General features: G+C 47.5%; 27 protein-coding genes and 1 tRNA gene. 13 read left to right on the plus strand and 15 right to left on the minus strand.

Going from position 1 to position 26,322, the window contains the following annotated elements; genetic code table 11:
* Positions 1 to 71 precede the first annotated feature (71 nt).
* From K2Y22_07060 to K2Y22_07075, 4 genes are all read right to left on the minus strand, one after another.
* The gene (locus K2Y22_07060; GenBank protein ID MBX9878204.1) at positions 72 to 953 is read right to left on the minus strand and encodes a helical backbone metal receptor; all 882 of its coding nucleotides are present in this window, start codon (positions 951 to 953) and stop codon (positions 72 to 74) included.
* Positions 950 to 1,492, minus strand: a complete 543-nt coding sequence (locus tag K2Y22_07065; GenBank protein ID MBX9878205.1) for an ATP-binding protein — start codon at positions 1,490 to 1,492, stop codon at positions 950 to 952. The genes K2Y22_07060 and K2Y22_07065 overlap by 4 nt, the downstream gene beginning before the upstream one ends.
* Positions 1,489 to 2,913 carry a hypothetical protein gene (locus K2Y22_07070; GenBank protein ID MBX9878206.1) on the minus strand — a complete coding sequence of 475 codons (1,425 nt, stop codon included), beginning with the start codon at positions 2,911 to 2,913 and terminating at the stop codon, positions 1,489 to 1,491. Before K2Y22_07070 ends, K2Y22_07065 begins: the two co-directional genes overlap by 4 nt.
* A 92-nt stretch (positions 2,914 to 3,005) precedes the next feature.
* Positions 3,006 to 3,725, minus strand: a complete 720-nt coding sequence (locus K2Y22_07075; protein MBX9878207.1) for a hypothetical protein — start codon at positions 3,723 to 3,725, stop codon at positions 3,006 to 3,008.
* A 138-nt stretch (positions 3,726 to 3,863) separates the two neighbouring features.
* On the opposite strand from K2Y22_07075, the gene K2Y22_07080 reads away from it, so the two are divergent.
* Positions 3,864 to 6,557, plus strand: coding sequence for a CBS domain-containing protein (locus K2Y22_07080; GenBank protein ID MBX9878208.1), 2,694 nt, complete (start codon positions 3,864 to 3,866; stop codon positions 6,555 to 6,557).
* On the opposite strand, the gene K2Y22_07085 is transcribed toward K2Y22_07080, so the two are convergent.
* On the minus strand, positions 6,558 to 7,613 hold the full coding sequence (locus K2Y22_07085; protein MBX9878209.1) for a hypothetical protein: 1,056 nt from the start codon (positions 7,611 to 7,613) through the stop codon (positions 6,558 to 6,560).
* A gap of 109 nt (positions 7,614 to 7,722) precedes the next feature.
* On the opposite strand from K2Y22_07085, the gene K2Y22_07090 reads away from it, so the two are divergent.
* Together K2Y22_07090 and K2Y22_07095 are read left to right on the plus strand one after the other, a co-directional pair.
* A complete protein-coding gene (locus K2Y22_07090; protein MBX9878210.1) occupies positions 7,723 to 8,376 on the plus strand; it encodes an SRPBCC family protein in 654 nt (217 codons plus the stop codon).
* Between the two features lie 177 nt (positions 8,377 to 8,553).
* Positions 8,554 to 8,637 (plus strand) — tRNA-Ser (locus tag K2Y22_07095).
* A gap of 55 nt (positions 8,638 to 8,692) precedes the next feature.
* Here the strand turns inward: K2Y22_07095 and K2Y22_07100 are convergent.
* The 8 genes from K2Y22_07100 to K2Y22_07135 all read right to left on the minus strand — a co-directional run bounded on the left by K2Y22_07100 (position 8,693) and on the right by K2Y22_07135 (position 16,501).
* Positions 8,693 to 9,226, minus strand: coding sequence for a hypothetical protein (locus tag K2Y22_07100; GenBank protein ID MBX9878211.1), 534 nt, complete (start codon positions 9,224 to 9,226; stop codon positions 8,693 to 8,695).
* A 10-nt stretch (positions 9,227 to 9,236) separates the two neighbouring features.
* The gene (locus tag K2Y22_07105; protein ID MBX9878212.1) at positions 9,237 to 9,767 is read right to left on the minus strand and encodes a hypothetical protein; all 531 of its coding nucleotides are present in this window, start codon (positions 9,765 to 9,767) and stop codon (positions 9,237 to 9,239) included.
* A complete protein-coding gene (locus K2Y22_07110) occupies positions 9,764 to 10,297 on the minus strand; it encodes a hypothetical protein (GenBank protein ID MBX9878213.1) in 534 nt (177 codons plus the stop codon). Before K2Y22_07110 ends, K2Y22_07105 begins: the two co-directional genes overlap by 4 nt.
* Before the next feature lie 299 nt (positions 10,298 to 10,596).
* A complete protein-coding gene (locus K2Y22_07115) occupies positions 10,597 to 11,166 on the minus strand; it encodes a GNAT family N-acetyltransferase (GenBank protein ID MBX9878214.1) in 570 nt (189 codons plus the stop codon).
* A gap of 2 nt (positions 11,167 to 11,168) precedes the next feature.
* The gene (cysS, locus tag K2Y22_07120; protein ID MBX9878215.1) at positions 11,169 to 12,692 is read right to left on the minus strand and encodes a cysteine--tRNA ligase; all 1,524 of its coding nucleotides are present in this window, start codon (positions 12,690 to 12,692) and stop codon (positions 11,169 to 11,171) included.
* Between the two features lie 29 nt (positions 12,693 to 12,721).
* Entirely contained in the window at positions 12,722 to 14,191 is a 1,470-nt protein-coding gene (gene gltX, locus K2Y22_07125; protein MBX9878216.1) for a glutamate--tRNA ligase, read from the minus strand.
* A gap of 89 nt (positions 14,192 to 14,280) precedes the next feature.
* Positions 14,281 to 15,132, minus strand: coding sequence for a septal ring lytic transglycosylase RlpA family protein (locus K2Y22_07130; protein ID MBX9878217.1), 852 nt, complete (start codon positions 15,130 to 15,132; stop codon positions 14,281 to 14,283).
* Between the two features lie 610 nt (positions 15,133 to 15,742).
* Positions 15,743 to 16,501, minus strand: a complete 759-nt coding sequence (locus tag K2Y22_07135) for a YebC/PmpR family DNA-binding transcriptional regulator (GenBank protein ID MBX9878218.1) — start codon at positions 16,499 to 16,501, stop codon at positions 15,743 to 15,745.
* A gap of 225 nt (positions 16,502 to 16,726) precedes the next feature.
* On the opposite strand from K2Y22_07135, the gene K2Y22_07140 reads away from it, so the two are divergent.
* Genes K2Y22_07140 through murG form a run of 4 tightly spaced genes read left to right on the plus strand, consistent with a single transcriptional unit; the run spans position 16,727 to position 22,345 of the window.
* Entirely contained in the window at positions 16,727 to 18,622 is a 1,896-nt protein-coding gene (locus K2Y22_07140) for a tetratricopeptide repeat protein (protein MBX9878219.1), read from the plus strand.
* A gap of 51 nt (positions 18,623 to 18,673) precedes the next feature.
* The gene (gene murD, locus K2Y22_07145; protein MBX9878220.1) at positions 18,674 to 20,041 is read left to right on the plus strand and encodes a UDP-N-acetylmuramoyl-L-alanine--D-glutamate ligase; all 1,368 of its coding nucleotides are present in this window, start codon (positions 18,674 to 18,676) and stop codon (positions 20,039 to 20,041) included.
* On the plus strand, positions 19,986 to 21,188 hold the full coding sequence (gene ftsW / locus K2Y22_07150) for a putative lipid II flippase FtsW (protein MBX9878221.1): 1,203 nt from the start codon (positions 19,986 to 19,988) through the stop codon (positions 21,186 to 21,188). The genes murD and ftsW overlap by 56 nt, the downstream gene beginning before the upstream one ends.
* Positions 21,189 to 21,205: 17 nt before the next feature.
* Positions 21,206 to 22,345 (plus strand): undecaprenyldiphospho-muramoylpentapeptide beta-N-acetylglucosaminyltransferase, encoded by a 1,140-nt coding sequence (gene murG, locus K2Y22_07155; protein ID MBX9878222.1) that lies wholly within the window; start codon positions 21,206 to 21,208, stop codon positions 22,343 to 22,345.
* Here murG and K2Y22_07160 read toward each other — a convergent pair.
* Complete coding sequence (locus K2Y22_07160; protein ID MBX9878223.1) at positions 22,342 to 22,545, minus strand: hypothetical protein; 204 nt, start codon at positions 22,543 to 22,545, stop codon at positions 22,342 to 22,344. The genes murG and K2Y22_07160 overlap by 4 nt on opposite strands.
* A gap of 194 nt (positions 22,546 to 22,739) precedes the next feature.
* On the opposite strand from K2Y22_07160, the gene K2Y22_07165 reads away from it, so the two are divergent.
* The 6 genes from K2Y22_07165 (at position 22,740) to K2Y22_07190 (ending at position 25,893) form a co-directional block, all read left to right on the plus strand.
* Entirely contained in the window at positions 22,740 to 23,171 is a 432-nt protein-coding gene (locus K2Y22_07165) for a hypothetical protein (GenBank protein MBX9878224.1), read from the plus strand.
* The gene (locus tag K2Y22_07170) at positions 23,150 to 23,638 is read left to right on the plus strand and encodes a hypothetical protein (GenBank protein MBX9878225.1); all 489 of its coding nucleotides are present in this window, start codon (positions 23,150 to 23,152) and stop codon (positions 23,636 to 23,638) included. The genes K2Y22_07165 and K2Y22_07170 overlap by 22 nt, the downstream gene beginning before the upstream one ends.
* Positions 23,639 to 23,655: 17 nt before the next feature.
* Positions 23,656 to 24,759 (plus strand): glycine cleavage system aminomethyltransferase GcvT, encoded by a 1,104-nt coding sequence (gcvT, locus tag K2Y22_07175; protein ID MBX9878226.1) that lies wholly within the window; start codon positions 23,656 to 23,658, stop codon positions 24,757 to 24,759.
* Positions 24,760 to 24,809: 50 nt separating this feature from the next.
* Entirely contained in the window at positions 24,810 to 25,211 is a 402-nt protein-coding gene (gcvH, locus tag K2Y22_07180; protein MBX9878227.1) for a glycine cleavage system protein GcvH, read from the plus strand.
* A gap of 63 nt (positions 25,212 to 25,274) precedes the next feature.
* A complete protein-coding gene (locus tag K2Y22_07185; GenBank protein ID MBX9878228.1) occupies positions 25,275 to 25,496 on the plus strand; it encodes a hypothetical protein in 222 nt (73 codons plus the stop codon).
* A gap of 118 nt (positions 25,497 to 25,614) precedes the next feature.
* Positions 25,615 to 25,893: a hypothetical protein gene (locus tag K2Y22_07190; protein MBX9878229.1), complete on the plus strand. Its 279-nt coding sequence runs from the start codon at positions 25,615 to 25,617 to the stop codon at positions 25,891 to 25,893.
* A gap of 68 nt (positions 25,894 to 25,961) precedes the next feature.
* Here the strand turns inward: K2Y22_07190 and K2Y22_07195 are convergent, their stop codons facing one another.
* Positions 25,962 to 26,318: an MGMT family protein gene (locus tag K2Y22_07195; GenBank protein MBX9878230.1), complete on the minus strand. Its 357-nt coding sequence runs from the start codon at positions 26,316 to 26,318 to the stop codon at positions 25,962 to 25,964.
* Positions 26,319 to 26,322: the final 4 nt, after the last annotated feature.

Genomic DNA, 26,322 nt, shown 5'->3' on the forward strand with positions numbered 1-26,322 from the left:
AAGTGGTTAGCTCGAAGATATATCGCCTGTGCGCATCACCAGGGCAAGAATTATCTACTTGACATACATACTTAAAGCCTGGCTAATTTCTTCTTTGTATCAGACAGCCAGGTCTGCAACTCCGTTTGAAGCTCCGGGTGCAACTTTATTGCCAGCCAATAAAGGCCTTCTGTAATTCGCAAAGTTGGCCTGGAAAGTCGGTCTTCTTTTTGGTTTGGCAGGTAGAAGTAGCGTTTTTGTTTTATTGCTTTTAGCGAAGTCCAGGGAGATTTTTGCGGCAAGGATGATTCTTTTGCTTCGAATGGAAGGATGATTAGATCCGGATTTGCCATAACCAATTTTTCCATACTGTAATGCGGGTAGCCTTTTGTTGATTGAGTGACGATGTTGATGCCACCGGCAGTCACAATCAACTCATTGAGAAAACTATCGGTGCCGACCGTGAGTAGTGGCTCCGGCCAGACGCAGAAGAAGACGCGTGGCTTTGATTTTGCTTTGGCGATTATTGATTTGAGGTTGGTTACGCTTTCGTTGAATGCCTGTGCCAATTGATTTGCTTCTTTTGGCTTGCCGGTTATTTCGCCAAGTGCAATCAGATTCGCTGGTATTTGGCTCAGGTGATCATTGGACAAGATAATTACCTTGAAGCCCTTGTGCTTTAAAAGCGAACCAAGTGCTTCTTGTCCTTTGACCAGAATTATTGTGTCCGGTTTCAAACGCATAACGCGCTCAATGTTGACGGAGACAAATGACCCGGCTTTTTCAATCTTCGTTGTGTCCGGTGGAAAGTCGCAGTAGGTAGACACGCCAACGAGCAACTTCTCCGCCTTGAGGGAAAACAGAAGTTCCGTGTTCGATGGTGCCAGCGAAACAATTCGCGCCGATGTCTGAACCGCCGCCATCGCGCTTGTACAAAAAAGATATAGCATCAAAAGCGCGTGAAGGAATTTCATAGCCAACTCGTAATTTCTTTGAGGCGCTCTTCTACTGACTTGCCTTTGACAAACAAAGTCCTATTGAGTAAATTCCATTCGTACAACGTCATACGCGTTAGCCTATCGATTTGCTTTTGATAATCCGCATCTGTCCAGCGAAAGCCGTCGTCTACCGGCGGAAACATCGGCGGTACGAAAATTATGTGCGTGTATTTTTCTGATTGCTTGCGCGCCTTTTCGTAATATGCCTCTGTGTCATAACTCATCGCCTGGCAAATATTCCAGCGCTGCCACAAGACCCAACAATCAATTGTTGATCTATCGGAGACAAAACCACCGTTTTTATCTTCTGTTTGAATCTGCGCATCAAGAACAGATTTCTTGAAAGCTTCTTGATCAGGAATATCGCCTATGCGTTCATAACCCAACTGCCGACATATATCTCGTCCCAGTTCAGGAATAATGGGCAAGCCCAATTCTTTGCTGAGCGGCTCGGCCAAGGTTGTTTTACCTACGCCGGAAGCACCAGTGAGAATAATGCGACGATTTGAGGTCAAGAGTTTTCCGAATTGCCTTCTTTGTTTTCCTGGTTTGCTTTCAGTGCTTGACTTAAGTCATAACCAGTAAGACCTTTTACCATAGTCATACCTTGCGCGGCAACATTCAATACCTCGCTTGTAATTTTGCTGGCGCTTGTTGAGTCTGAACCTGTCGCTAAAACAGTCAGGTTGCCAATCTTGGAAATTGGCTCGGCTGCTGCGCTTACAACTTCAGGTAGCTTTTGCATGAGCATCGAAGCCACGGCTGCTTGATTGTAAAGTTTGAACGATTCGGCTCTCTTCTGCATGGCTTCAGCTTCTGCCTGACCTTGCGCTTTGATAACTTCAGCTTGGGCAAGACCTTTGGCTTTTTCCGCTTCAGCTTGTCCAACACCTATCGCCTTGGCTGCTTCAGCATCGGCCAAAGCTCGGAGTTTTGTAGCCTCAGCAAGACCTTTTGCTTCTAATTGCATTTTTTGCGCTTGTGCTTCGGCAATTAGTCTTACTCTTGTTTGCTCGGCTTCAGCAGGCTTTGTTATCTGTGCTTGCAGTTCAACTTCTCGTCTTTGTACTTCGACGTTTTGAAGTTCAACTTGCTTTTCCATTTCAACGATTTTGATTTTTTGGTTTTCCACAACCAAAGTTTGTTGTTGTTGAGCTTTTACGATGTCGTAAGCCATATCGCTTTCCGCTTTTTGTTTGGCTACTTCCATTTGGTAGTTCGCTTGGTTGACTTGGAAATTCTTCGAGGCTTCCGCTACTCGAGTGTCGGCCAACAGTTTTGCCTTGGCTCCTTCTTCTGCGGCTTGTGCTTGAGCAATGGCTGAGTCGCGTTGTGCTTGTGCTTGGGCGATACTCGTGTCTCTGCTGGCTTGAGCGACACCGATGTCGGCTGCTTTCTTGGCCTCGGCAGTTTGCTTGCGTCCCAATGCTTCGAGATAACCAACGGAGTCTTTGATTTCTTTGATGGTAAACGAAACAACAGTCAGCCCCATTTTGTTTAAGTCGGGCACTGATTCTTTCTGTACGCGTCCGGCAAACTCGTTGAAGCTTTGAATCAATTGCTCAACTTCCATCGTTCCTAATATGGCGCGCAAGTGACCGACGAGAGTCTCATGCGCGATATTGGCTATTTCTTCATTTGATTTGCCGAGAAATTGTTCGGCTGCTGTGGCGATTGATACTGTGTCTCCGGCAACTTTAACTTGAGCTACACCCTCTACAAAAATCGGTACACCGGTTTTTGTAATAATCGGCGCTTGTGAATGTACTTCAATCGTCATGATTTCCAGACTAAGAAAAGAGCGCTGTTGAATGAGTGGATAGACAACGTCGCCGCCACCCTTTATGATTTTAAACCCGTGTTCGCCGGTGCGTGCACCGACGCCGGTTATCACCATCGCTTGGTTGGGTCCACATTTTTGGTAGAAACTAGCCATGATCCATCCCACCAGGAATAGGACCACCAGGCCTAGTACACCGCTGCTTATCGTAAGTGGATCCATGATTAACCTCCAGTCTAGTTTCGCAATTAGGATTCCTTGTGCGGAAGACTGGTGTCCTCCAGCAAAAACTCTTTCCAAGGCTCGACGAGTACGACGTGATCCTGTACATCGGAGATGATCACTTTAGAGCCTTGTTCAAAATGTGCTTCCGGATTTAGTGCGCGTGCTGATTTGTTGTAGCGACTTAGTCCGATTACAAAAACTACTTCACCGACTTCTCCAGCTTGAATGGGCACGGTGACATCAGCGCGCTGTCCGATAAGATCGTCGGCATCTGGTTGTGACGTCACATGCATTTGGCGCACCATCCAGCTGAATGCTCGAAGCACTTGTCCGGTAACCAGAAGACTTACAATTGCCGCCGGTATCAAGGACCAAATTCCTAGAATCGGAACTATCTTCAATACAAAGATTCCGGCTACTCCGAAAAATGCCAGAAACACTGCTATTGTCATAGGACTGAAAATGGACAAAATCAGGCGTGGTATGCTCGTGCGCCCTCTATGGGTGGCTGGAATTACCGCTACTTTGCTTGGCGAAGTATTCATGTCCGCTAAATCGGCGTGGCTGCCATGCCCTGTGTGTCCGCCGTGAGCGCCATGTCCGAACCCGTGAGAAGCATCTATGTGCAAGCCGTGCGAACCGGCATCGGACAAGTGTCCTAGAAAAGCGCCCACGAGCAGATAAATTGTGCCGACAGCACAACATACCAAGTACACATCACCGATTACGCCCAGAGGGGTCACCTTTTTCAGCCTCAGAGAAGCCTTTCAGGTCGTTAATACCTCACATATGCAGCCTATAAACTTGTATTAGTACTTAACCTTCATCTTCCGTCATATTGCCGTCATAATGTAACTTAGTAGGACTAGTGTAGGAGGCTGATGGTTCTGGGTTGTAGGGGCGCATTGCATGCGCCCTTTCCCGGCGGTTCAAAGAACAGAATGGAAATCGTACTCACCCACAACAATATGGACTTCGACTCCTTGGCGGCGCAATACGCTGTCACCAAGTTGTTTCCTGGCACCCGTATGTTGCCTGGCTATCCTTTGGTGGGTAATGTTCGGGAATTCTTTGCCCTTTACCGTGATTCATTGCCTCTTTCGCAGCTGAAATACATCGATGCGAAAAACATCAAGCATATCTACATTGTCGATTGCCAGCATTTAGATCGCTTGGATGAATCAGCGCGTAAACTCATAAGTCGCAAGGACAATCCTGTCGGTTACACGATTTTTGATCACCATCACATTGATCCGGAAGGACTGGGTCCAAATGCGAGAGGCGATTCAATCGTCAAAGCGGTTGGCGCAACTACGACTGTATTGGTTGACGAAATTCGCAATCGTGGTATCAAGCTCACACCTTTTGAAGCAACGCTTCTCTTGATTGGTATCTACGAAGATACCGGATGTTTGACATATAGTGGCACGACGGCACTTGACGCGTCATGTGTTGCATATTTGCTCGAGCAAGGCGCCGACATTGCGCGCGTTAACGATTATCTAAATCCGAAGCAATCAGAAGAGCAGGTCAAATTGCTTGAAGAGCTAATCAATAACAGGCGAGTTGTTAACGTGTCCGGCATGAAGGCGGTTATCGCCTGGTCGCAACGTACGAGATATCTTGAAGGGTTGGCCACGCTGACGAGAAAACTTGTTGAAATCGAATCTGCCGACGCGGTAATAACAGTTGTGAAAATGCGTGATCGGATTCATCTTGTCGGTCGCTCAGATACGCAGTCAATTGATGTCCGCCAAATCGTACTTCAATTTGGCGGCGATGGACATCCGGGTGCCGGCTCTGCTGTAAGTCGCAAAACTTCCATTGAAGAGGTAATCAATGAAGTCGAAGAGTTGATCAAGAAGCAAGTAAAACCGGAGAAGACGGCTGCGGAAATCATGCAGGCACCTGTGCGCAGTGTGAGGCCGCGCGTAACTATGGAAGAAGCTTCGCGTATTATGCTTCGTTATGGTTTGGACGGACTTGTAGTTACCGAAGGCAATGAAGTTGTCGGTGTTGTATCGCGCAGAGATATTGATCAAGCGCTGCATCACAAGTTGGGTCATGCTCCTGTGCAAGGGTTTATGAGCAGGCCTGTACTGTCCATTCGTCCTGAAACGCCGCTTAGCGAGATTCAACATACGATGGTTCATGAAGATATCGGCAAATTGCCGGTACTTGATGCAAGCGACCAGCTAATCGGTATTGTGACGCGTCATGAAGTGCTTAGGACTCTTTATGGTTCGCATGCGGAGGAAGATCAAGAACATTTTGCGTTGCCTCAAAAACGCTACGTTCACTATCGTGATCGTCTAAATATTTTGAGCGATTCAACGCTTTGGTTGTTCGAGGAGCTAGGTCGCCAGGCTGCGCTTTTGAATATGACTGCATATGCCGTTGGTGGTTGTGTGCGTGATTTGTTTCTTGGTTTGCCTAATTTGGACTTGGATTTCGTAGTTGAAGGTTCGGCGATCGATTTAGCTAAAGCTCTGGAAACAGCTTACCCTGGGCGTTTGCAGTTGGTCGCCAAACATGATCGTTTTCAAACGGCAACGATGATTTTCAATGCTGAGCACAAATTGGAAATCGACATTTCGACTGCGCGAACGGAATTCTACGAATTTCCGGCAGCGTTGCCTACCGTTGAAGCGTCAGGTCTTGAGCAAGATCTTTATCGTCGAGATTTTACAATAAATGCGTTGGCTGTCTGTTTAAATCCCGGACAATTTGGTGACGTTATAGATTACTTCGGTGGCTTGGAAGATCTTGAGGCAAGACTTGTTCGCATATTGCATCCGTTTAGTTTTATTGAAGATCCGACAAGACTCGTGAGAGCGGCGCGCTTTGCCGCAAGACTTGGCTTTGAGTTGGAAGACAAGACTTGCAGGCAGGCTGAAAGAGCGATAAATATGGGCATCTTCGATAATCTCGGCGGTGCTCGCATGCGCACAGAATTACAATTAATTCTCGAATCAAAAGACAGATTGAAGGCATTGGATTTACTTGGGCGCCTTGGCGGACGCTTACGTTATCTTGATGCACATCTTAGCTATGGTGTTGACATTAGGCGATCTCTTCGACGAGCTGAAAGATTGCTTGCGCACTATCGAGTGGATAATAACTGGACTGTCTATTTGGGAGTCTTGTTGGCGCAACTCGGACCGTCTCAGGCTACTGAAGCAATGGAGCGTTTGCAGATAAGCAATCAAGATATAAGTGACATCAGTCGCGGGCTTGTGTTGGCTGAAGAATTGAATTCGGTTTCTTCAGAATTAAAACGAAGTGAGATTTATGAGTTGTTTAAAGGACAAAGTGACCAGTCACTGGCAATCGCCGCGTGTCTGGCAACTCCAGGAAGTCCATTGCGCCGCATTGTCAAACTCTATCTGGAGCAATTGAAACCAATTGAACTTTCAGTAAGTGGTGCGGATTTACTTGCTATGGGTGTGCAACAAGGCCCGCAAATAGGCGAAGTGTTGAAGTCAGTGCTTGCCGCCAAACTAGATGGACAAATAAACGGATCAGACGACGAAATCGCCTTCGTCAAAGCACAACTCGGCCAAGCGCTGAAATAATTACGACGGCTCCGCGAATAGGCGCTGTGCCATATTCGGTGGCACGATTAATGTCACCGCTTCCGGTACAACGCTTATGTGCATCGGTGTGTGGCCGCACGAGTCGCCGTCAATCATAGCCAGTACTTGCTTGTGTTGCGGTGCTTCAATGTGCGGCTTGCCGCCTATAAAACCACGTATCTTGTGTCCAAGTTTCTGCAACGTAGACATCGGACTTTTAATCGGCATTACATCAAGCGTGACACTTTTTACTTTGCGAATGTAATACGGTGCTTGCCCGCCAAAGAAGCCGACGGAAAATCTAAATCCCAACTGAAGGTAATCCGCAAAATGCGAAGGATCAAGAATACAAAGATCCAGCAACCCATCATCAGGTAACGCAGTTTCCGAAAGAATTCCCATCCCTACATCGGCAATATTCGTCACGAAAATTCCTGAAGCCGTAACTTGAAATTTACTGCCGTCTGCGTTCACGCTAAAAACAACCGGAGGCAACGCAAATGTCTGCACCATCGATGTTGCATAAGCAAGCATTTTCCAATTGGCCTTATCTTGGTGCGCTGGTGAAATCACAGCATCTGACATTGGTCCCGCGCCTGCTGCAACAGAGAAGTAATGTCCGTTCATCATGCCGAGATCAATTTTTCTCGTAACGCCGTGACAGATGATGTTCAACGCCTTGTGCAACGGATCAGCAAGCAAGTTGTCTTCATAAATTCCCAAATTGCGCGCCAGGATATTTCCAGTTCCCATCGGCACAATTCCAACCGGCACGGAAGAATTAGATTGCGCAAGCGCACCAAGCAACGTGCGCACCGTACCATCACCACCTGCTGCCACCACAAGGTCAGGCGCTTGCGGCGCAGCGTTCAAAATATCTTCGCCGCTTAAATGCGCGCGTGTTGGTACAACCGTAACAGTGCAACCAAAATGTTGGCAGAGTCTGTTTACTATCGTGCCGACCCACAAATCAGGATCACCGGCTTGACCGGCAATCGGGTTGTAGACAACGACGATGTTGTTTACGGGTTCCAGAGATTCTTGTAATGATGTCATGAAGTTAACGATAGAAGGTCATGTAAATGCTAAAATCACCGACCATTGCCCAATTAGCCCCATTCCGAGGACGCTCATGGACGCAGAGTCTTTATACACCGGTGCCCAAATGTTTAAGCAGAAAGCCCTTGACTTCTTGCCATTTATTGGCAAGCTCTCATTAGCCTCTGCGTTGACCGTAGCCGTTTTTCTTTCCGGTCCAGGCGTTTCTGCCAAGCAAGAGCTTGCCGCGGGCACACAGAAGCAGCCATACACGTTAGGTGAGCAACAGATAGGCAAGAAGTCGTACGTCGTCAGTTCGATGATTGTTAATGCGCGTCCTGAAGTTTGCTACAAAATATGTACAGATTATAAAAATGCTGCTGCAACATTTCCGACATTGAAGAAGTGTCTCGTTATGCAAGACAATGGCGGCGGCAATAAAGTTATTAAGTACGTAACACGTCCAACAGGCGCGTTTACTGATTACAGTTACACGCTGGAAGTAAAAGAAACGCCTAACCAGATGGTTGCGTGGAATCGCATTGATGGTGACTTCAAAGCTATTGATGGCTATTGGAAAATAGAGCCTTCTCAAGGCGGCAGCAAAACATTGGTCACATACATGGGCTTTGTCGATGGTGGCTTATTCATGCCGCAAGTGCTCATCAAGCGCCAATTCCGCATTGACTTGCCTCCTTGCATGACAGCTTTGAAAACAAAAGCTGAATCATCGAACAAGCCACGAGTAGCAGACAAGCCAGACGGCAGCGTCGATCAATAGCTAGAACTTGGTAGGCTATAATATTCACCTGGCTTGATAGCGACAGTAGAAAGAAACGAGACTGGCGTTAGCAGATGAAGTGAGGCAAGAGCGGCGATGAGCCGGTCGCGCTGAACGAAGTTGGCAATGCTGGATAGCCAGCGAAGGTGAGGACTTCGTCCGAACCGGAGCATACAGGGAGAGGTACCGAAGTGGTCATAACGGAGCCGCCTCGAAAGCGGATGGGCGCAAGCCACGTGGGTTCGAATCCCACCCTCTCCGAACTCTATTCTGAAATACGATTCTATATTGCTTGAATAAATTTCTTGCTCTGCACTTATGGTCCGCAGTGCAGAGATCCTAATACGTTACCAGGGGCTGGTGACTTTACAGGCATGTAGACAGATGGTCCTTGTCCAATGTTGCGCATTCCTTCCAGCCAGCCGTCCCAAGTTGGAGCCAACGCAATAGGAGCCGCAGCAGTATCGGCGAGTTCAATTGTTGGTGGCAAAATTGGCAATCCGGTTTGTAAAACCGTGCATTTGCCGGTAACGGTTACAACCAATAAATTATTGGCGACTACAACTGTTGTTTTGGCATTGGACATAGGTAAAGCCAATGCTGCAATTAGTTGATTGGCTTTTGTCTGTCCGAGTTGATTCAAATCCTGACCGGGTTTAGCATCAGATAAGTAGTCTGCTATTAGATCGGTAATCAAGCCAAGTTTTATTTTGTAGCTGTTGGCCAGATAAGAATCAGTGAGAAGAAGCACGGCTCCAATAGCTATTGCAATCACTATTGCTAAACCAACAGCACCTTCAACTAGCGACTGTGCGGATTGGCTTCTTCTAACAGTGTTAGGTTTGATCATCACATTGCCCTTACGGAATGACGGTTTTGGTTTTTGTGATGCCTGTTACGTTGCCGATGGGAGAAAACTTTACGGGCACATAGTTATTGCTACCGGCGCCAAAGCACTGCAACCAGCCATCCCAACTCATGCTGGTAGCGCTTGTGGTGCCTACGATTGCTGAACCTACATCCTTCACGGGAATACTTATCGGCAATAGATTTAGTCCGTTCTGGGACAGCTTACAGTTACCCTCTATTGCTACTGTCACTAGCTGTCCGTTTTTTGTCACGTTTGCTTTTAGGTTCGTAATAGGCAGTTTCATGGCAGCGATCATTTGTTGGGCAGTTTGCAAGGCTTGTTGATCCATATTTTGTGAACTGCTGCTGCCGACAAGAAATTGTGCCGTATGGTTGGTAATGAAACTAAACTTCTCTTTGTAATAGTTGGCCAATCCCACATCACAAACAAGCACGGTGGCTACTGTCACCAGCCCAACCATGAAAGCAATTGCAATAACCGCTTCCACTAGTCCTTGCCCTTTTTGTTGGCGATGAGTCATTGCGTATACAAACCTGCGTGAGTAAAACCAACAACGGGTCCGGATGGGTTGGCTGGTGTATTGACGCAAGGGATATAACCGTTGACGACGCCCACTGCTTGCACGCAGCCTGTCCAAGGGCCGTTTGAATTGGTTGGTGTAGGAGTTGCCGTCTCAGTATCAGTTAGTGTGATAGGTGCTGGTATTACATTGACCTTACCGGTCAAAGTGACTTGCATTTGTTGGCTGTTGCCTTTGGCAGTAGCTGTTTGATCGTTTATCGTTAATCCCATGCTTGAGTAGAATTGTTGACTTAAGTCCTTTGTCTGGTCGTCGAGATTTTGGGAATTACTTGTTGAAAGTAAGTATTTCGCGCATTGTCCTGCTACGAAACTCATTTTCTCTTTGTAAGTATTAGACATTCCGGAACTGCATAAAAGTGTGCAGGCGGCTGCTGTTCCCAGAGCCAATAGAGTAATGGCAATGACGCCGGCAACAATGCCTTGTCCTTTTGAACTACGTTGCAGGTTACTCCGCACTTTTCTTTTCATACTAATTAAACCAAGTCTACTGTTGGCCAGGGTATCATTGGGAAAAGATTCCTGTCAATGAAATCGTCCGTCCGGAAAGCTGCAAGATGAGTTTCCAGGTTGGCTAGATTTTTGTCCTTGTCCCTTGACTATCGTGAGTGAGAGGTCAGGCGTTGTAGACGGTGTTTTCATCCGCGTCGGAGCCAGCAGTAACTCTTCTTCCTAATTCCAGAACGGGAATCGCCTTGCATTCATTTGGCTGCGCGTTTTGATCCATGTACGAAGAATAGACTGACGGCATCTTTTTGTCGCTGGGGAATCTACGCCTGTAGATTAAAACTCGTTCGGCAGGCCCAGACAGTCTTTGGAAGGCGGTAGAGAACGTGGGGTTTGAGAGGATGTCCGTCTGGCAGCTTTGGGTGTTCATAGTCATCTGATGGGTTTCGCTGCATGCCTAGCTTCTCCATCACACGCATAGACTGTGCGTTGCTGGTAGTGGTGAAGGAGACGATCTCCTCTAGGTTAAGTCGAACAAACCCATCTTCTAGGCTCTTGGTCGCTGCTTCCGGTGCATAACCTTTGCCCCAGTGCTTGCGGGAAATTTGCCAGCCGATTTCTACGCACGGCATGAAATGTGCTTCGAAAGTTGGTTTGGATAAACCGGTGTAGCCAATGAATTCTCCCGATGACTTTAGTTCTAGTGCCCAAAGACCAAATCCCTCTCTCTCAAAATGCGATTCAAATCTTTGGATGAGTGATTTTGTTTCGTCTTTGGTCAGTGTGCTTGGATAATAATGTCTGACTTCTGCATCGGCGGTAATAGCTGAAAACGGCTCCAGATCAGAGTCTTGCCACCTGCGAAGAATTAGCCTGTCTGTTTCCAGTTGCATGACTAGTTGTTATCGGGAAGCCATTCCCAAGTTGTGCCGTCTTTGCTGTCTTTGATGGCAACGCCTTTGCTTGTCAATTCATTGCGAAGTTGATCGGCTTTGGCAAAGTCTTTGTCTTTCTTTGCTTGCGTGCGTTGAGTGATCAAGCTGTTGATTTCAGACTCATCAATTTTGGCATTGGCTGGACGCAGTGCTAGGCCGTCTGACGATTGCGTGACCAAATTTAGACCCAAGACCAGATCGTAGATAGCAATAATGCGAATTGTCACATGTGGTGGCATTTCGCTTTCGGCAATGACTTCGTTTAAAAGTGCAAGTGCCTTAGCCGTGTTCAAATCATCGGATATTGCTGCATCAAAGTCAGTGATCCATTTTTGCTTGCCTGCGGGGATATCCTTGCTCAATTCTCGAACCGTTTTTTCAAGAGACTCGCCGGCTTTTATTTTTAGTGCGTCTACAAGTTCCATCGCTTCAACATCAGCAGTTATTTTTATTGCTTCGATTCTTTTGATTAGTCTTGTTAGTCCGGTTTTCGCCGACATCAAAGCGTCAATGGAAAATTCCAGTGGGGTTCTGTAGCTTGCCTGTAAGCAGAAGAAGCGATAGACAAGCGGGTGAATTCCAAGATCGATAATCGACTGCAGGCGCAAGAAGTTGCCTGCGGACTTGGACATTTTTTCATCCGAGCTTAAAACAAGAAACTCATTGTGTATCCACCAGGTGGCTCCCGGATTGTTGTTGCCCAAGTAAGCCTGGTTTTGCGCAATCTCGTTGCAATGGTGTACTTGTCTGTGGTCAATGCCGCCTGTGTGAATGTCAAACTGGTTGCCCAGCTCGTTGATACTCATCACAGAGCATTCCAGGTGCCAGCCAGGGGCGCCTACTCCCCAGGGGCTATCCCATTCCATCAAGCGCTTTTGATCTTTGGGCGAAAAACGCCAGATGGCAAAATCCGCCGGATTGCGTTTGCCTGCTTTTACGGCAACGCGAGCGCCGGCTTCTTGTCCTTCGAGATCAAGTAAAGCGATTTTTCCATATTCTGATAGTTTGCTGATGTCGAAATAGAGACCATCATCCAAGACGTAGGTAAAACCTTTTTCGTCGAGCTTTTTGGCAAAGTCGATCATCTCTTGGATGTTGTCTGTTGCTTTACAGACTGTTGTCGGTGTCAGTATGTTGAGTTTTTCCAAGTCGGAGAGAAAATTGTCCGTGTAAAACTGAGCAATTTCCCAGACGGTCTTGCCTTGTTTGCTGGCCGATTGCTCCATTTTGTCTTCACCTTCATCGGCATCCGATGTGAGGTGCCCGACATCCGTGATGTTCATCACGTGTTGTACGTCGAAGCCTTTCCACTGCAAAACGCGGCGCAAAGTATCCGTGAAAATATACGCGCGCAGGTTGCCTATGTGGGCGAAGTTGTAGACAGTTGGTCCGCAACTGTACATAAGCACCTGACCTGGTGTCAGAGGCTTGAATTCTTTTAATTCGCGTCCAAGACTGTTGAATAGTTGAATTGGAAGTGGCATTTTGAAATCTCTCGAAAGGTTTTGTCTGGCTAAACTGCTTGTTTGCTTTGACAAAATCCAAGAGCGGCTTCCAGTCTGGCTTTCACGCGTGCTTCACCGAGGTTTGAGATCATCGAACCTAGATCAGGACCTTGCACCTTGCCTGAAAGTGCTGTGCGGATTGGCCAGTAAAGATCTTTGCCCTTCAAGCCAAGTTCTTTGCCGATGGCATCGACAAGCGCCTTGCAGCCAGGAGCATCGGCATATGGGAACTTCGATGCTGAATCAAGAACTTGCTTCAGCACTTTCCCTGATTGTTCTTTGGAAAGCACTGTGTCTTTGAGTTCGTTTGAAATTTCGACTTTGGGCTCGAAGAAGAAGCGAGTTGCTTCAGTGATTTCCGAAAGCGTAGTTAGTCCATCACGCACGCAGGCGACGATTTTTTCTAAGTCGGCACGTGAGTATCCGCTTCCTTCGAACAGCGGCAAATAAGGCATAGCCCTATCTGTAATTGTCGACAAGGAAAGATTGCGAATGTAATGGCTGTTAAACCAATTCAGTCTCTGCACATCGAAAACAGCAGGTGATTTGCTGACGCGAGATAAGTCAAATAGCTTGCAAGCTTCTTCAAGTGTGAATATTTCTTTGCCTTCTGCCGGGCTCCAGCTTACTTGAGCCAGGTAATTGATCATCGCTTCCGGCATATAGCCAAGCTTGCGATAATTGTCGATGTGTACAGCTTCGCCGTGCAGGCGCTTGGATAATTTACGGCGCTGCTCGTCAAAGAGTAATGCCGGGTGGGCAAACTCCGGAGGAGTTGTGCCTAGGGCTTCGTAGAGAAGAATTTGCTTGGCTGTGTTGTGAATGTGATCTTCGCCGCGAATAACGTGCGTCATCTTCATGTCGATGTCGTCTACGACAACAGCGAAGTTGTAGGTGGCAACACCTGTGGATTTGACAATAACCATGTCGCCGCCAAGATCTGAAGATGATATTTCGATACCGCCTTTAATTCCATCGTGCCAACTGACAATGCGTGGCTCGTCCATGCGAAAACGAATTGCCGGAATGCGCCCCTCTTTTTCGTATTGCGTAAGTTTGGCTTCCGACAAGTGCCTGCAGCGGTTATCGTAACGTGCAGCTTTGCCGGATGCTTTTTGTTCTTCTTTGAGCTGAGCCAGTTCGTCCTGTGTGCAATAGCAGAAATAAGCTGTGCCGTTGGCGATTAACTGATTGGCTACTTTGTCGTAGTGATCAATTTTTTCCATCTGGCGATATGGCGCATATGGTCCGCCGATATCCGGACCTTCGTCCCAAGTTAGTTCCAGCCATTTGAGACCGGCAAGAATATCTTGCGTGTGTTCTTCTTTGGAGCGCTCTTCATCGGTGTCTTCCAGGCGCATGATGAAGGTGCCGCCATGCTTTTTGGCGTAGAGGTAGTTGTACAACGCGGTGCGAGCGGTACCCACGTGTAGGGTGCCGGTTGGCGATGGCGCAATTCGTACTCTGACGTTAGACATGGCTCAGGTGCGTCCTAAATGAAAAATCCCATTGCGTCGCAATGAGACTGACTTATAACACACAATTGTAACAGGTGGTTCTTGACTTACTATTCTGCGGAAGACAAGACCAAGCAGGCAACAGGCACAACACCAGCGTTCATCATGTTCAACTGGCGCGCTGCACCGCGAGAAAGGTCGAGTACGCGGTCGCCGACAAATGGTCCTCTGTCGTTAACTTTTACTACGCAGGACTCACCTGTATTGCGATTAACAACCAGTAATCTGGTGCCGAAAGGCAATGTGCGGTGAGCAGCGGTCATGCCATCTTGGTTGTAGATCGTGCCATCGGACGTTCTGCGACCGTGGAAGTGCGGTCCGTACCAGGAAGCCTTACCGGTGAAGGAAGAGACTGCTTTGCCGGCATGAGCGAGCTTACGCACCATATTGGTGGCTAAGGCGTTTTGGTCGGCTAGTCTGCCGCCCAGTGCTTGTGGCAATAAAGGGGCGCCGTAGGCTGCACGAATGTCGTTAACCAGGCTCCAGCTCATCTCTTTAGCCTTAGACGCTTTGTTGGCGTCCTTGTCGGAGCTGTCGCTGTCAGCCATTGTGTCACCTAGATCAAATGACAAAACGGTTGTGCCGTGCAGTTGCAATCCCACGTTGTCGCCAAAACGCGACGGCAGGAGATCATTTACGTTGAGTTTTTTGTCTTCTAGAAGAGCTTGTAACTTACAAGCTAGATCTTCTGCTTTAACACCGGCAGTACCGGTGCCTGAAATGCCTTGGAAGGTAACTAATTCTTTGCCGTTAAAAGTAACGGTGGCGTATTCCATCTCGCCTTCTTGCCATACGGAGGCGGCGACGTCCGGAGCTAAAGCTGTTGTGGTCGCTGCTATCGCTGGGGACTGCCACATGGTTACGGCGGCAGTTATTGCTATTAGAGTTATTACCGTTTTCATAGTTATTCTTGCTTCGGAGTAGTACTCCGGTTGTTTCCTAATTCGAGTGAGGGGTTTGTACTCGCTTAAATAAGACTCGTGTGGAGTTCAATTGGGTGAGCCGCCATTTGTGAATGGGCGACTCGAGTGAAGCAGGGCAAAAGTTAGCATCCGGCTTCGGGTCGAGTCAAAAAACTCTTGGCAAGGCGAATTTTTCCTACCAGTTGGGGGATTTGTATTTTATTGGACAGAGTTAATTCCAAAGGGGTTGACAGAGCGATTTTTATAATGTGCTTGAAAAGAGGAATGGTAAGTCCTTGCCTAGCAAGGATTTCGTATTTCGCGCAATTCTCATAAAGACGAAATTTTGCAGTCGAAATAATCAAGTAGTTACGCGATGTAACACTTTCCTTAATTGCGTTGCACTGTGGTGGCAGAATGACACCATTTTTGGTCCTTGAAGTCTGCAAACATAACGAGGATCAATGTTTGCGGGAAACACGAAGCCGCTTGATAATAAGTAAACCCTTGGTAACCATTTGTTGCGAATTATCAGGCGCTAATACTTCTCGAGGTGCTCATTCTGAGCCACTCTTTCGTATATATACGTAGAAAACTGTTTCGTTTTTCGTCAGGAAATTGACTCTGCAAGCCAATCTGCATTCATATCAAAATTCGCGTACACGGCTTGCACATCGTCGTGATTTTCGAGCATATCGAGAAGGCGCAGCAATTGTTTTGCAATGTCTTTGTCTGTGACTTCTACATAAGTAGATGGCACCATGGTTATTTCAGCGCGAGTAATTTTGTGTCCAGCTGCAGTCAGTCCTTTGCGCACGACATCTAAGTTATTCGGTTGGCAGATGACCGTTATTGATTCTTCGTCACTTGTGTCGAGATCTTCAGCTCCTGCTTCAAGCGCTGTCATCATCAATTCGTCTTCGTCGAGCTTTGCGTTCTTATCTATATGTAGTTCGCCGCGCTCGGTAAACATCCAGCCGACGCAACCAGTTTCACCCATGTTGCCGCCGTACTTGGAAAAGTAACTGCGCACATCGCCGGCTGTGCGGTTGCGATTATCTGTTGTGCACTTAACGAGAATTGCTATGCCGCCTGGACCGTATCCTTCGTAGGCGAGTTCTTCGACATTGCCTTCGCCTGCGCCGCCCTGTCCTTTTTGGATGGCGCGGTGAATGTTGTCGTTGGGCATTCCTTCCTGGCGCGCTCTATCTATTGCCTGACGCAGACGGAAGTTTGCATCCGGGTCCGGACCACCTAGTTTGCTGGCAACAATGATTTCTCTGGATAATTTGGCGTAAGCGGCACCCCGTTTTTGGTCGGTGACAGCTTTCTGCCTTTTGATGGTTGCCCATTTGGAATGTCCGGACACGCTACCTCCTGCCCGTAGCTTGGAATTTCACTATCACCTAATTTTACCGGCACTGGCTACCTATTGCTCGAACTCCCTTACCTGCCTTTTAGCTTTTCCTTCCATATATATAAGTACATATATGTATAAGAAACGGTTGGCCCAACTGCCGCGGGCGCAAACGCGGGCATATAGGAATGTGAAAACCCAGCCTGGTCTTGAGGCAATACCATCTGAGAGGTGAGTATGAGGACGCATGCGCTTTTAAGTTTGCTGCTTTTGTCATCCGGAGTAACTTTCAGTAGTGCTCTGGCGGCTCCTTCTGATAAAGCTGTTACCGGGCAAGCATCGCCGGTCGTGACAGTAGCGCGCAAGAAAACGTTTCGTCTGAGAATCGAGCGCGACCAGGCAATGGCTGACGAACTTTTGCTTAAACAAAAATATGCTGATGCCGAGAAGTTGTATCGACAAGCTCTAGCGAGAAATGCGCGTAATGTGCCAGCTATTGTTGGATTGGGTATGGCGTTGGGCAAACAATTCAAACTTGATGGAGCCGACGAGCAGTTTGATAAAGCAATTCAGATAGATCCATTCAATGCCATGGCGCACACAGGCAAGGCATTGGTATTGGTCAATAGATTGCAGTCGTCTTCGATGACTATCATCAAACAGAAAGATTCCATGCTCAAGCAAGCGGAAAATCAGGCGAAGGAAGCGGTAAGTATTGATCCGCATTCACCAGAGTCTCACGCGATGCTTGGTACGGTGTATAAAGAACAAGGTCGACTTGACGAAGCGGCTAACGAGTTTCGTGAAGCGACAAGGCTTGATCCTAAATATTCTGATGCGTTTGCCGGTCTTGGTCTGACAAAGTTGGCACAGGAGTCTCTAGCTGAGGCTGCGGAAAATTGCCGTCAAGCAATTAAGTTGAACTCGGGCAATTCCAGCGCTCACTTTGGACTGGGTAAAGCCTTGTTGAAACAAGGACTTGTGGATGAAGCAATTAAAGAACTGAATATTTCGCTCTACCAAAATCCAAATAGTGCACCAACGCACCAGGCAATGGGTGAAGCATATGAAACGCAGGGTAACACCGTTGCTGCAATTAAGGAGTATCAAGAAGCTATTCGCATCAAACCGGAAAATGCGGCTAATTACATCCACATTGCCGACATTCGCGATGCGCGTGGTGATATTGAACTTGCTATTGCCGAGTTGCGAGCTGGGCTTGAGCTTATGCCAACCAATTCGGAATTGCATTTGCGCGTAGCTGATAGCTCATTGCGTGTGGACAAATTTGATGATGCTATCAAAGAATATAAAGCCTGTATGGACTTGTCGCCGAATAATGCCGGCGCAGCTAAAGGTTTGGCGCGTGCTTACTACTTGAAGTCGGCAAAAGAGGCTAGCGGTGCATTCTTTGTCTCCAATGAATTTGAGGAAGCGCAACGTCAATTGGATCAAGCAATTGCTTTGAATCCTGACGATATGGAATTGCGATTGGCGGCAGCCAAGTTGCGCTCGATGGCAGGAACACCTGTTGATCTGGCAGCGATAGGTACACCAAGGACAGATGGTGAACGCATCGCTTATGCTGAAGCGTTGCTCGCGCAGAATAAATTCAACGAATCGGCTCAGCAGATGAATATTGTTATTGGCGCAGCCACGTCCGCAAAGCAGACTTTTGCTGTAGCTGACTTAGCGTTGATGATCAAAGACTTGGATAATGCCGAAGCGGCGTACAAAAAGGCAGCGACATTTCCAGGTGGTGAGGAGCGATCCAAGCGTGGCTTGAGTCAAGTTGCAAAAGCTCGTGATATCGCCAGACAGGATTTGACGTTAGCTGATGACTTGGCACGCAAACGCCAACTTGCTTCTGCAATTGATAAGTATCACGCTGCAATTTTCGACAATCCAAAAGTGTCTGATTCGCGTTTGGGTCTAGCGCAGACGCTAGAGCGCATTTCACCGGCGACACCTGCTGAGTTGCGCGAAGCCATCGTGCAATACAAGGCTTACATGGCGCTCGAGCCGAATATCCCGGAGAAAGAGCGCCAGCGCATTGTGCGAAAGATGCAACGGCTTGAGGAGAAGGCTTTCCGTCTAGAACAAAAAGCCAAGGCCGCTAAGCGGGGATATTAGGTTAAGAAATCCCCTGTGTCCCTTGTCAAGTAAAGCTGGTAAAATACCAGCGTGTTTTACTCAGGTAAAAACGTAACCATCCTAGGGGCGGGCAGATCCGGCTTAGCCACGGCTTTGTATTTGGCTAAACGGGGCGCCCAGGTGACCGTTTCCGAATTGTCAATATTAGCGTTTGATAAAGATCCGGTACTGGCAGACTTGAAGTCCCGTGGGGTCAAGTTCGAAACGGGAGCTCACTCCGACGAAGCAATCGCCGGGGCTGACCTCATCCTCACAAGCCCAGGCATAAAACCAGACGCTGAAGTTATGGTGCGTGCGCGCAAACACAACAAAGAAGTTGTGAGCGATATTGAAATTGCTTATCGCGAAGCAAAGGTGCCAATCATCGCGATTACTGGAACAAACGGCAAGTCGACAACATGCGCGCTAATTAGTCACATTCTCACAGAAGCTGGACATAAGGCTCCGGCATGCGGCAATATCGGTGTTCCAATTCTTGCTGAGTTGGAAAAGAATCCGGATTTTCTCGTAGTCGAAGTAAGCTCATATCAAATTACATACAGTCCGACGTTTGCACCGCAAGTTTCTATTTGGCTCAACATGACACCCGATCACTTAGATTGGCATGGTGGCATGAATGGCTACATTGAGGCAAAACGCAAATTATTCGCTAATCAAAAGCCAGGACAATTTGCTGTTTTGAATATTGACGATCCAATCGTTGCCGACACAAAAACACAAGCTACAGTATTTCCGTTTAGTGTTTCATCGGCAATAAGCACAGATGGTGCCTATCTTGTAGGTGACAAACTGGCTTATCGCTTGAAAGGAACCGAACAACTTCTTTGTCGTTTCGGCGAATTGAAAATCATCGGCCAACACAACTTAGAAAATGTTTTGTCCGCAATTTCCGCATGCGCATTAGTTGGGCTGCCGGCAAAAGACATTGAGAAACACGTAAAGTCTTTCACGGCGCTCGAGCATCGACTCGAATACGTTGCCGACATAGAAGGAGTTGCTTATTACAACGACTCTAAAGCAACAAACACGGCATCAGCAATTAAAGCGCTGGAGGCATTCGGTAATGAGAAAGTTGTTCTCATCGCCGGTGGACGTGACAAAGGAACAGATCTTGGCGAATTTGTTGACTCAATTAAGAAGCACGTTTCAAATGTGATTCTTATTGGTGAAGCAAAAGATCGCTTTGAAGAAGCTTTGAAGGCAGGTGGTTATACCAAGTGCCACAAAGTGGACAGTATGGAGGCGGCGGTGGAATTAGGTGGTCGATTAAGGCAAGGGGCGGTGTTGCTTTCACCGGCTTGCGCCAGTTTCGACATGTTTAAGGACTATGAGGATAGAGGACGTGTCTTCAAAGATATTGTCCGTACAAGACTCAAGATCAAGACGCCGTCGTCCTGATTCTTCGAGACAAAGCCGAGAACCCGCCGAACCAGAATTCCGCGGGCTGCCTAATCGCGCCATCATAAGTCTGACAATTGGTTTTGTCTGCTTTGGATTAATGGCCGTCTTCAGCGCATCAGCAAATGAAGCGTTGGTCAGCTTCCAAGATTCCACAGCATTTTTGAGAAAACAAACAATAGCGGCAATTGTCGGTATCTTCCTAATGTTTACTTTGTCGGGACAGGACTATCGCAAATTGCGTCGCTATGCCTGGCCGTTTGCGGCAGTGTCATTTATATTGCTCGCGCTTACGCTTGTTCCGCAGTTGTCGGTTACAGCAAAAGGTTCATCTCGTTGGTTGGCATTGGGTCCGTTTCAATTTCAGCCTTCTGAATTATGTAAAGTGTCGTCGTTAGTCCTAATGGCGTCCGGACTATCAAGATTCTTTTGGTGGCATCCACAAGTAATTGCCCGCATCGGTACATCACTAGTATTTGCTTTGATTGTTGTGAAGCAGCCGGACTTGGGAACTGCTTTGATGATTATGGGTGCATTGCTGGCACTGCTCTTTATCAGCGGTACAAATGCGCTTCTTATGGGTTCGGCTTTGTTGGGTGGTGCTGTGATTATGTGGCATCACATCCAAAAGACGCCATATCAAATGGCGCGTATTCAAAGCTGGCTCGATCCATATAGTTCACCTCTAAAAGAAGGCTGGAATATTATTCAGTCGCAGCTGGCAATCGGATCAGGCGGTCTCTGGGGTGTGGGTTTTGGGCGTTCGTTGCAAAAGCTCTACTATCTTCCCGTTCAACATGCTGACTTTATTTTTGCGGTAATTGCCGAAGAATTTGGTTTGCTTGGTTGTGGCGTGCTGTTATCCATGTTTGCTTTGTTTGGTTATCATGGCTACAAGACAGCCATGCAAGCGAGATCACTGTTCGGTCGTTATTTGGCAATCGGTATCACAACATCTATCTGTTTGCAGGCAGTAGTAAATATCGCAGTTACAACCGGATTGTTGCCGGTTACAGGTGTTACGCTGCCTTTCTTGAGTTATGGCGGCAGCTCGCTCGTTATAACGCTGTCCATGGTGGGAATTCTGCTTTCTGTTTCGCGTGACAGAGGGCAGGTTAGCGAAGAAGATGACTTTGAAGAAGCCTAGTCGGATGTTGGTGTAAGGTGGCACACAGAGTATTACTAACCGGCGGCGGCACCGGTGGTCATATTTACCCGGCATTAGCGGTTGCTGAATGTCTTAAGGCGGATCCGGAAATTGAAGATATGCTTTACGTCGGTGCTCATGGACATTTGGAAGAGCGTCTGACATTTGAACGCGGCATTAGATTTGTTGGTCTACAAGTTCACGGATTGCCGCGCAGTCTTTCGCCGAGGTTGTTTTCCTGGCCGGTTGAGTTTACTGCTGCTGTAATGCACGCGCACAAACTAATTCGTGTTTTTAAACCGACTGTTGTATTGGGCACAGGGGGATATGCTTCTGCCGCGCCATTGCTCGCCGCTCTGTTCAACGGTATTCCTTATGCTATTCACGAGCCTGACGCGCATCCTGGTTTGGTCAACAGAGTTTTCAGTCGCAAAGCACATCTGGTGTCACTCGGCATGGATGGTGCTCTTGATAGACTGCGCCGTTGTCGCGGCAAAGTCATCGTAAACGGCAATCCGGTAAGAGGAAGTTTGTTGGCTCCTGTGCCGCGCGAATCAGCATGCGCCGTATTGGGTCTTAGCCCTGCAGCCAAGACGGTTCTTGTCACCGGTGGTTCGCAAGGAGCAAAAGCGCTCAATGACGCAATTGCCAAAGTTGTTCCTGAATTGCTTGAAGACGAAAAGGAAATTCAGGTTATTCACCAGGTCGGCGCAAATAATTACGAAGCATTCAAACAACAAATCGGTGAATTAGCTCAGCACCCGCGCTATTTGGTGAGGCCTTATTTTGATGAGTTGGCAATTGCTTATGCCGCATCAGACCTGGTTATTTGTCGTGCAGGTGCAATGACGATAGCCGAACTTTCAGTCATGGGTAAGCCGGCAATTTTTGTTCCATTGCCGACTGCCGCTGCCGATCACCAGAGCCATAACGCGCACTTTGTTGCAGGCAAGGAAGCCGCGGTTGTGCTGCCGCAAGACAGGCTAACTGCCGCGTCTTTGAAAGAACATATTTTGGCTCTGCTCATGAATGACGAAAGACTTACACACATGCAATCGAAAATGCTCACTCTAGGCAAACCAAGAGCTGCCTCTGATTTGGCTGGACAAATCAAAGAAGTTAGCTTGAACTATTTGAAAGAAAAATTAAAAGGTTAGCTGGTAATTTTGCTATTGCTTGTCGGGGAAGCAGCAAGTGTTTGACCGCTTCTTTTTGCTTTGCGTTCAATTTCTGAAACAAGATTTTCCATCTGGCTAACAAGCAGATAGGCTTCGTGTTCTTGTCCGCGTAAATTGCTGATGATTTCTTTGAGCTGGCGCACGGTCGTTTGAATTGAGCTGTTGCTTGCCGGTGTCATGATGTCTGTGCTCTGCGCCGATGTAACTACCTGGACGAGAGTGTATCACAGGGGCATATACGATTGAGGTTAATGTTTAAGCGTGGGTCGTCAAGCGGGGAATGGTGTAAATTGTAAGCATGTGCGGAGGAGTGGAATACAAGGCTTTTAATCCCAAAACCGGGCGATTGGAATATCGCCGGGTTTATTTCCCTATGCCGCATGCCAAATTGCCCGTGGTTGGTTCAAAAGGCGCGGCTCTGGTCACCTGGGGCAAGCGAGAAAACGAATTGCCTGATAGTGAGATACCCAGAGGTGGCTGGGCGCGTTTGGACAGCCTGCAAGCAGGCAAATGGAAGCGTTTTAAGCCACAACCAGTCATCATTCCTGTCAATCAATTCATGGAAAAAGACAAGGAGAGAGTTTCGCACTGGTTTCAACTGGAGCCACAACAAGTTATTCAAGGCGTTGGTATCATTCATGCAGGAAGTCCTGTCGTGTATGTCGTAACAGTTCAGGGAAATGAAACCAATGTGCATGACCGAATGCCGTCTGTACTTAGCCTTGGTCAAGCGCGTGAAACTTTGCAATTTACCTGGCATGACAAAGAAGACGAGGAGTGGCCATGGCTGAAGCCAACTTCGTAGTAGGAGTTTTTGTGGTACTTGCTCTAGTTGCACTTGTTGTGCCGCTTCTAGTTTTGATATTTGCCTGGGGAAAAATATCAAGATACTTGGAAAACCGCAGGAGAAAACGTCTCGCTAGTCTGGCGCACCATCATGCGCGGTTGCTCAAGGTGATAAATACTTTGCTGGCAAGAGCGGATCACGTGGATCAACTTTCAAAGTTTTATGCGGGCGAATCAAGTGATAAGTGGTCCGAAGATTTGGCCAATGCTTGCGAAAAACTTGTAGTTTTAACTGAAAGCACCAAGCTCATTGAATCCTCGCTGAAAAGTAAAGACCCGGGAAGCGGAGAAGAAAATCTTCTTAGCTGCATCCGCGTTGCGCACTATGTCCTAATCAGGCTGAGCAGTTTGGAGCGTCAGCTTGGCAAAGGAGAAGCTAAAAGCTTTCGAGTCAAGAACCCGCAATCGGATAAAATGCAAGGTTGAATCAGGGGTCAAAACATATGACAACAATGCAGTTGAAGGAAACTCCATTAGCTTCGTGGCACCGTGAGAACGGCGGTCGCATGGTTGATTTTGCAGGCTGGAATATGCCTGTGCAGTACAAATCAATCGTGGCTGAGCACATGGCAGTACGAACAAAAGTAGGCTTATTCGACGTGTCCCACATGGGCGAGTTTATTGTTACCGGTGCGCATGCTCACCAATTTGTGCAATATATGATTGCCAACGATCTGGACAAGCTGACAGGACCGAATATGGCTCTGTATACGCAATTTGTTATGCCGGACGGTGGAACAGTCGATGATTTGATTGTTTACCGCCGGCAGGAAGACTATTTGCTTGTTGTTAACGCATCCAATATTGACAAGGATTGGGCGTGGTTGAAAAAACATATCGGCTCCTTCAGGGATGTCGACATGATCAATGTCTCTGATGAAGTTGGACTTCTAGCTTTGCAGGGACCGCACGCCAAAGATGTTTTGTCGACAGTCATTGGCCGTTCGCTTGATGACATGAAAGCATTTACCTATGGTAGTGGTATCGCTGGTGGTATCGAGATAGGTTTTGGCCGAACAGGTTACACGGGCGAAGACGGTTTTGAAATATTTGTCAAAACCGCAGAAACAGAAAAACTTTGGAAATTGCTTTTGCACGCCGGCGCGCAGTGCGGCATCGAGCCATGCGGCTTGGGTGCGCGTGACACGTTGCGTCTGGAAGCGGGACTGCCACTCTACGGACATGAATTGTCCGAGGAAATTAGTCCTTTGGAAGCAGGCATTGGCTGGAGCGTTAAACTCGGCAAGTCTGATTTCTCCGGAAAAGAAGCTCTTGTGCGGCAGAAAGAAAATGGTTTCAAAAAACAAATCATTTGCATAAAAGCCGAAGGCAAAGCATTGCCCAGGCAAGACTACGCAGTCTACGCCGGACAAGAAAAGATAGGCATTGTTACATCAGGTTCCCAAGGCATTTTTGTTGGTTATCCAATCGCTTTCGCTATGGTGCCTGCGGCTTATGCGAAAGTCGGTCAAGCACTGAGCATTGAAATTAGAGGCAGCCATGTGCCTGTGACAGTAGTTAAAAGACCGTTTTATCAACGTCCTTAGAATGAACACAGTGCTAAAATTTGAACAAGCAATAATTGAAAGGTAGAAAAATGGGTTCGAGCGACAAAGTATTAAGTTATCCAGCTGAATTGAAATATGTAAAAACGCACGAGTATGTTCGTGTCGAAGGTAATAACGCCACAATCGGTGTAACTGCCTTTGCCGCCGATCAGCTTGGTGATGTAACTTACGTTGAATTGCCGAAGGTCGGACAGACTTTCAAGCGCGATGAAAAATTCGGCGTCATCGAATCCGTCAAATCCGTCTCAGATTTGTACATGCCTTGTTCAGGCAAGATAACTGCGATCAATGAGAAATTGGCTTCCGAGCCGGAAATAGTAAATAGTGATTGCTACGGTGAAGGCTGGATGATTAAGGTCGAACTCGATAATGCCGGCGAATTGTCAGATGCTCTTACAGCAGATGGCTACAAGGATTTCGTTGTCGACTGATAACCGAATAAAATTTCCAGGAGTTGATGTCAAGGATCACTATTTAGAAATCCTGGGCATATCATGTACGAACGAAAAAACCTGTTTACAATATCGAACTCCGGCAAGCAAGCTATTAATTTCGCCGACACCAGGCTCTGGAAGGTGGTTACCCGAATGATTGGTCTAAAAGCGAGTGTCCTTGCGGTCATAACCCTAAGCATTTACCTGGCAGCAAACAACCAGGCTTCAATGCAGGTGCAGGAAGTCAAAAAAACAGTGATAGAGCGTTTGCAGCAAAACTAAGTCAGCGCTTGACATTTCGCAAACATCTCTTAATTTAGCCCCCAACGGGGTTTAGTCGATCTATAGTGGAGTTATCAGCCGATCTGTTTTCGCGCGGTAAATTAAGCGAGGTCGGGATATGAAACCAGTAATTCTCGCGTCGATAATAATGGTGGTAGCGCCTGCTTACGCTCAGGATGCGCCTGGTTCTTTTGCTAATCCGGAAGACTCTGCATTCAAATTGCGCGCCGAATGTTTCGGCATGCATGACTTGCCTAACTTTGAATTGAAAGATTGGCCGCAGAGACCTGAAGTCGATGCCGGCATAGTCAATCAAATTGATGCGGTAAAAACAGAAGTGCCAGACTGGCATGGACTGCATCACCTAGTTCCAGGATCAGGCGTAGCGAAGAACTAGGATGACAAAAGGGTGCATGCAATGCGCGTACGAGGACAGGCATCGCAAGTTCCTTTCGGGCGGACGAATTAGTCATCCGGCGAAGACAAGCCCTCTTTCCAGAGGTGTTTCGGTAGATCCATTTTTTCTTCGGCGTCGAATTTTATTCCTTCGGACATCAGCAATTTCTTCTGCAAGCCAGGCAGAATATTCGGGTTCTTGTGAGTGGAAAGTTTTCCTTGGCTGTTAATTACTCGATGCCATGGCACATTGGTTGCGTTGTATTTGCCCGGCTTATTGGGATTTTTTGCAAGTGCTTGCATTGCCCAGCCGACGCCTTGTGCGCTCAAGCGGCCGTTGAGCACATTCGAGATGAGTCCATAGGTAAGCACTTTGCCTTTGGGTATGCGGCAAACGATTGCGTAGACCTGTTCGTAGACTGACACCTAG

Source organism: Candidatus Obscuribacterales bacterium (assembly GCA_019744775.1).
Taxonomy (GTDB): Bacteria; Cyanobacteriota; Vampirovibrionia; order Obscuribacterales; family Obscuribacteraceae; genus SBAT01.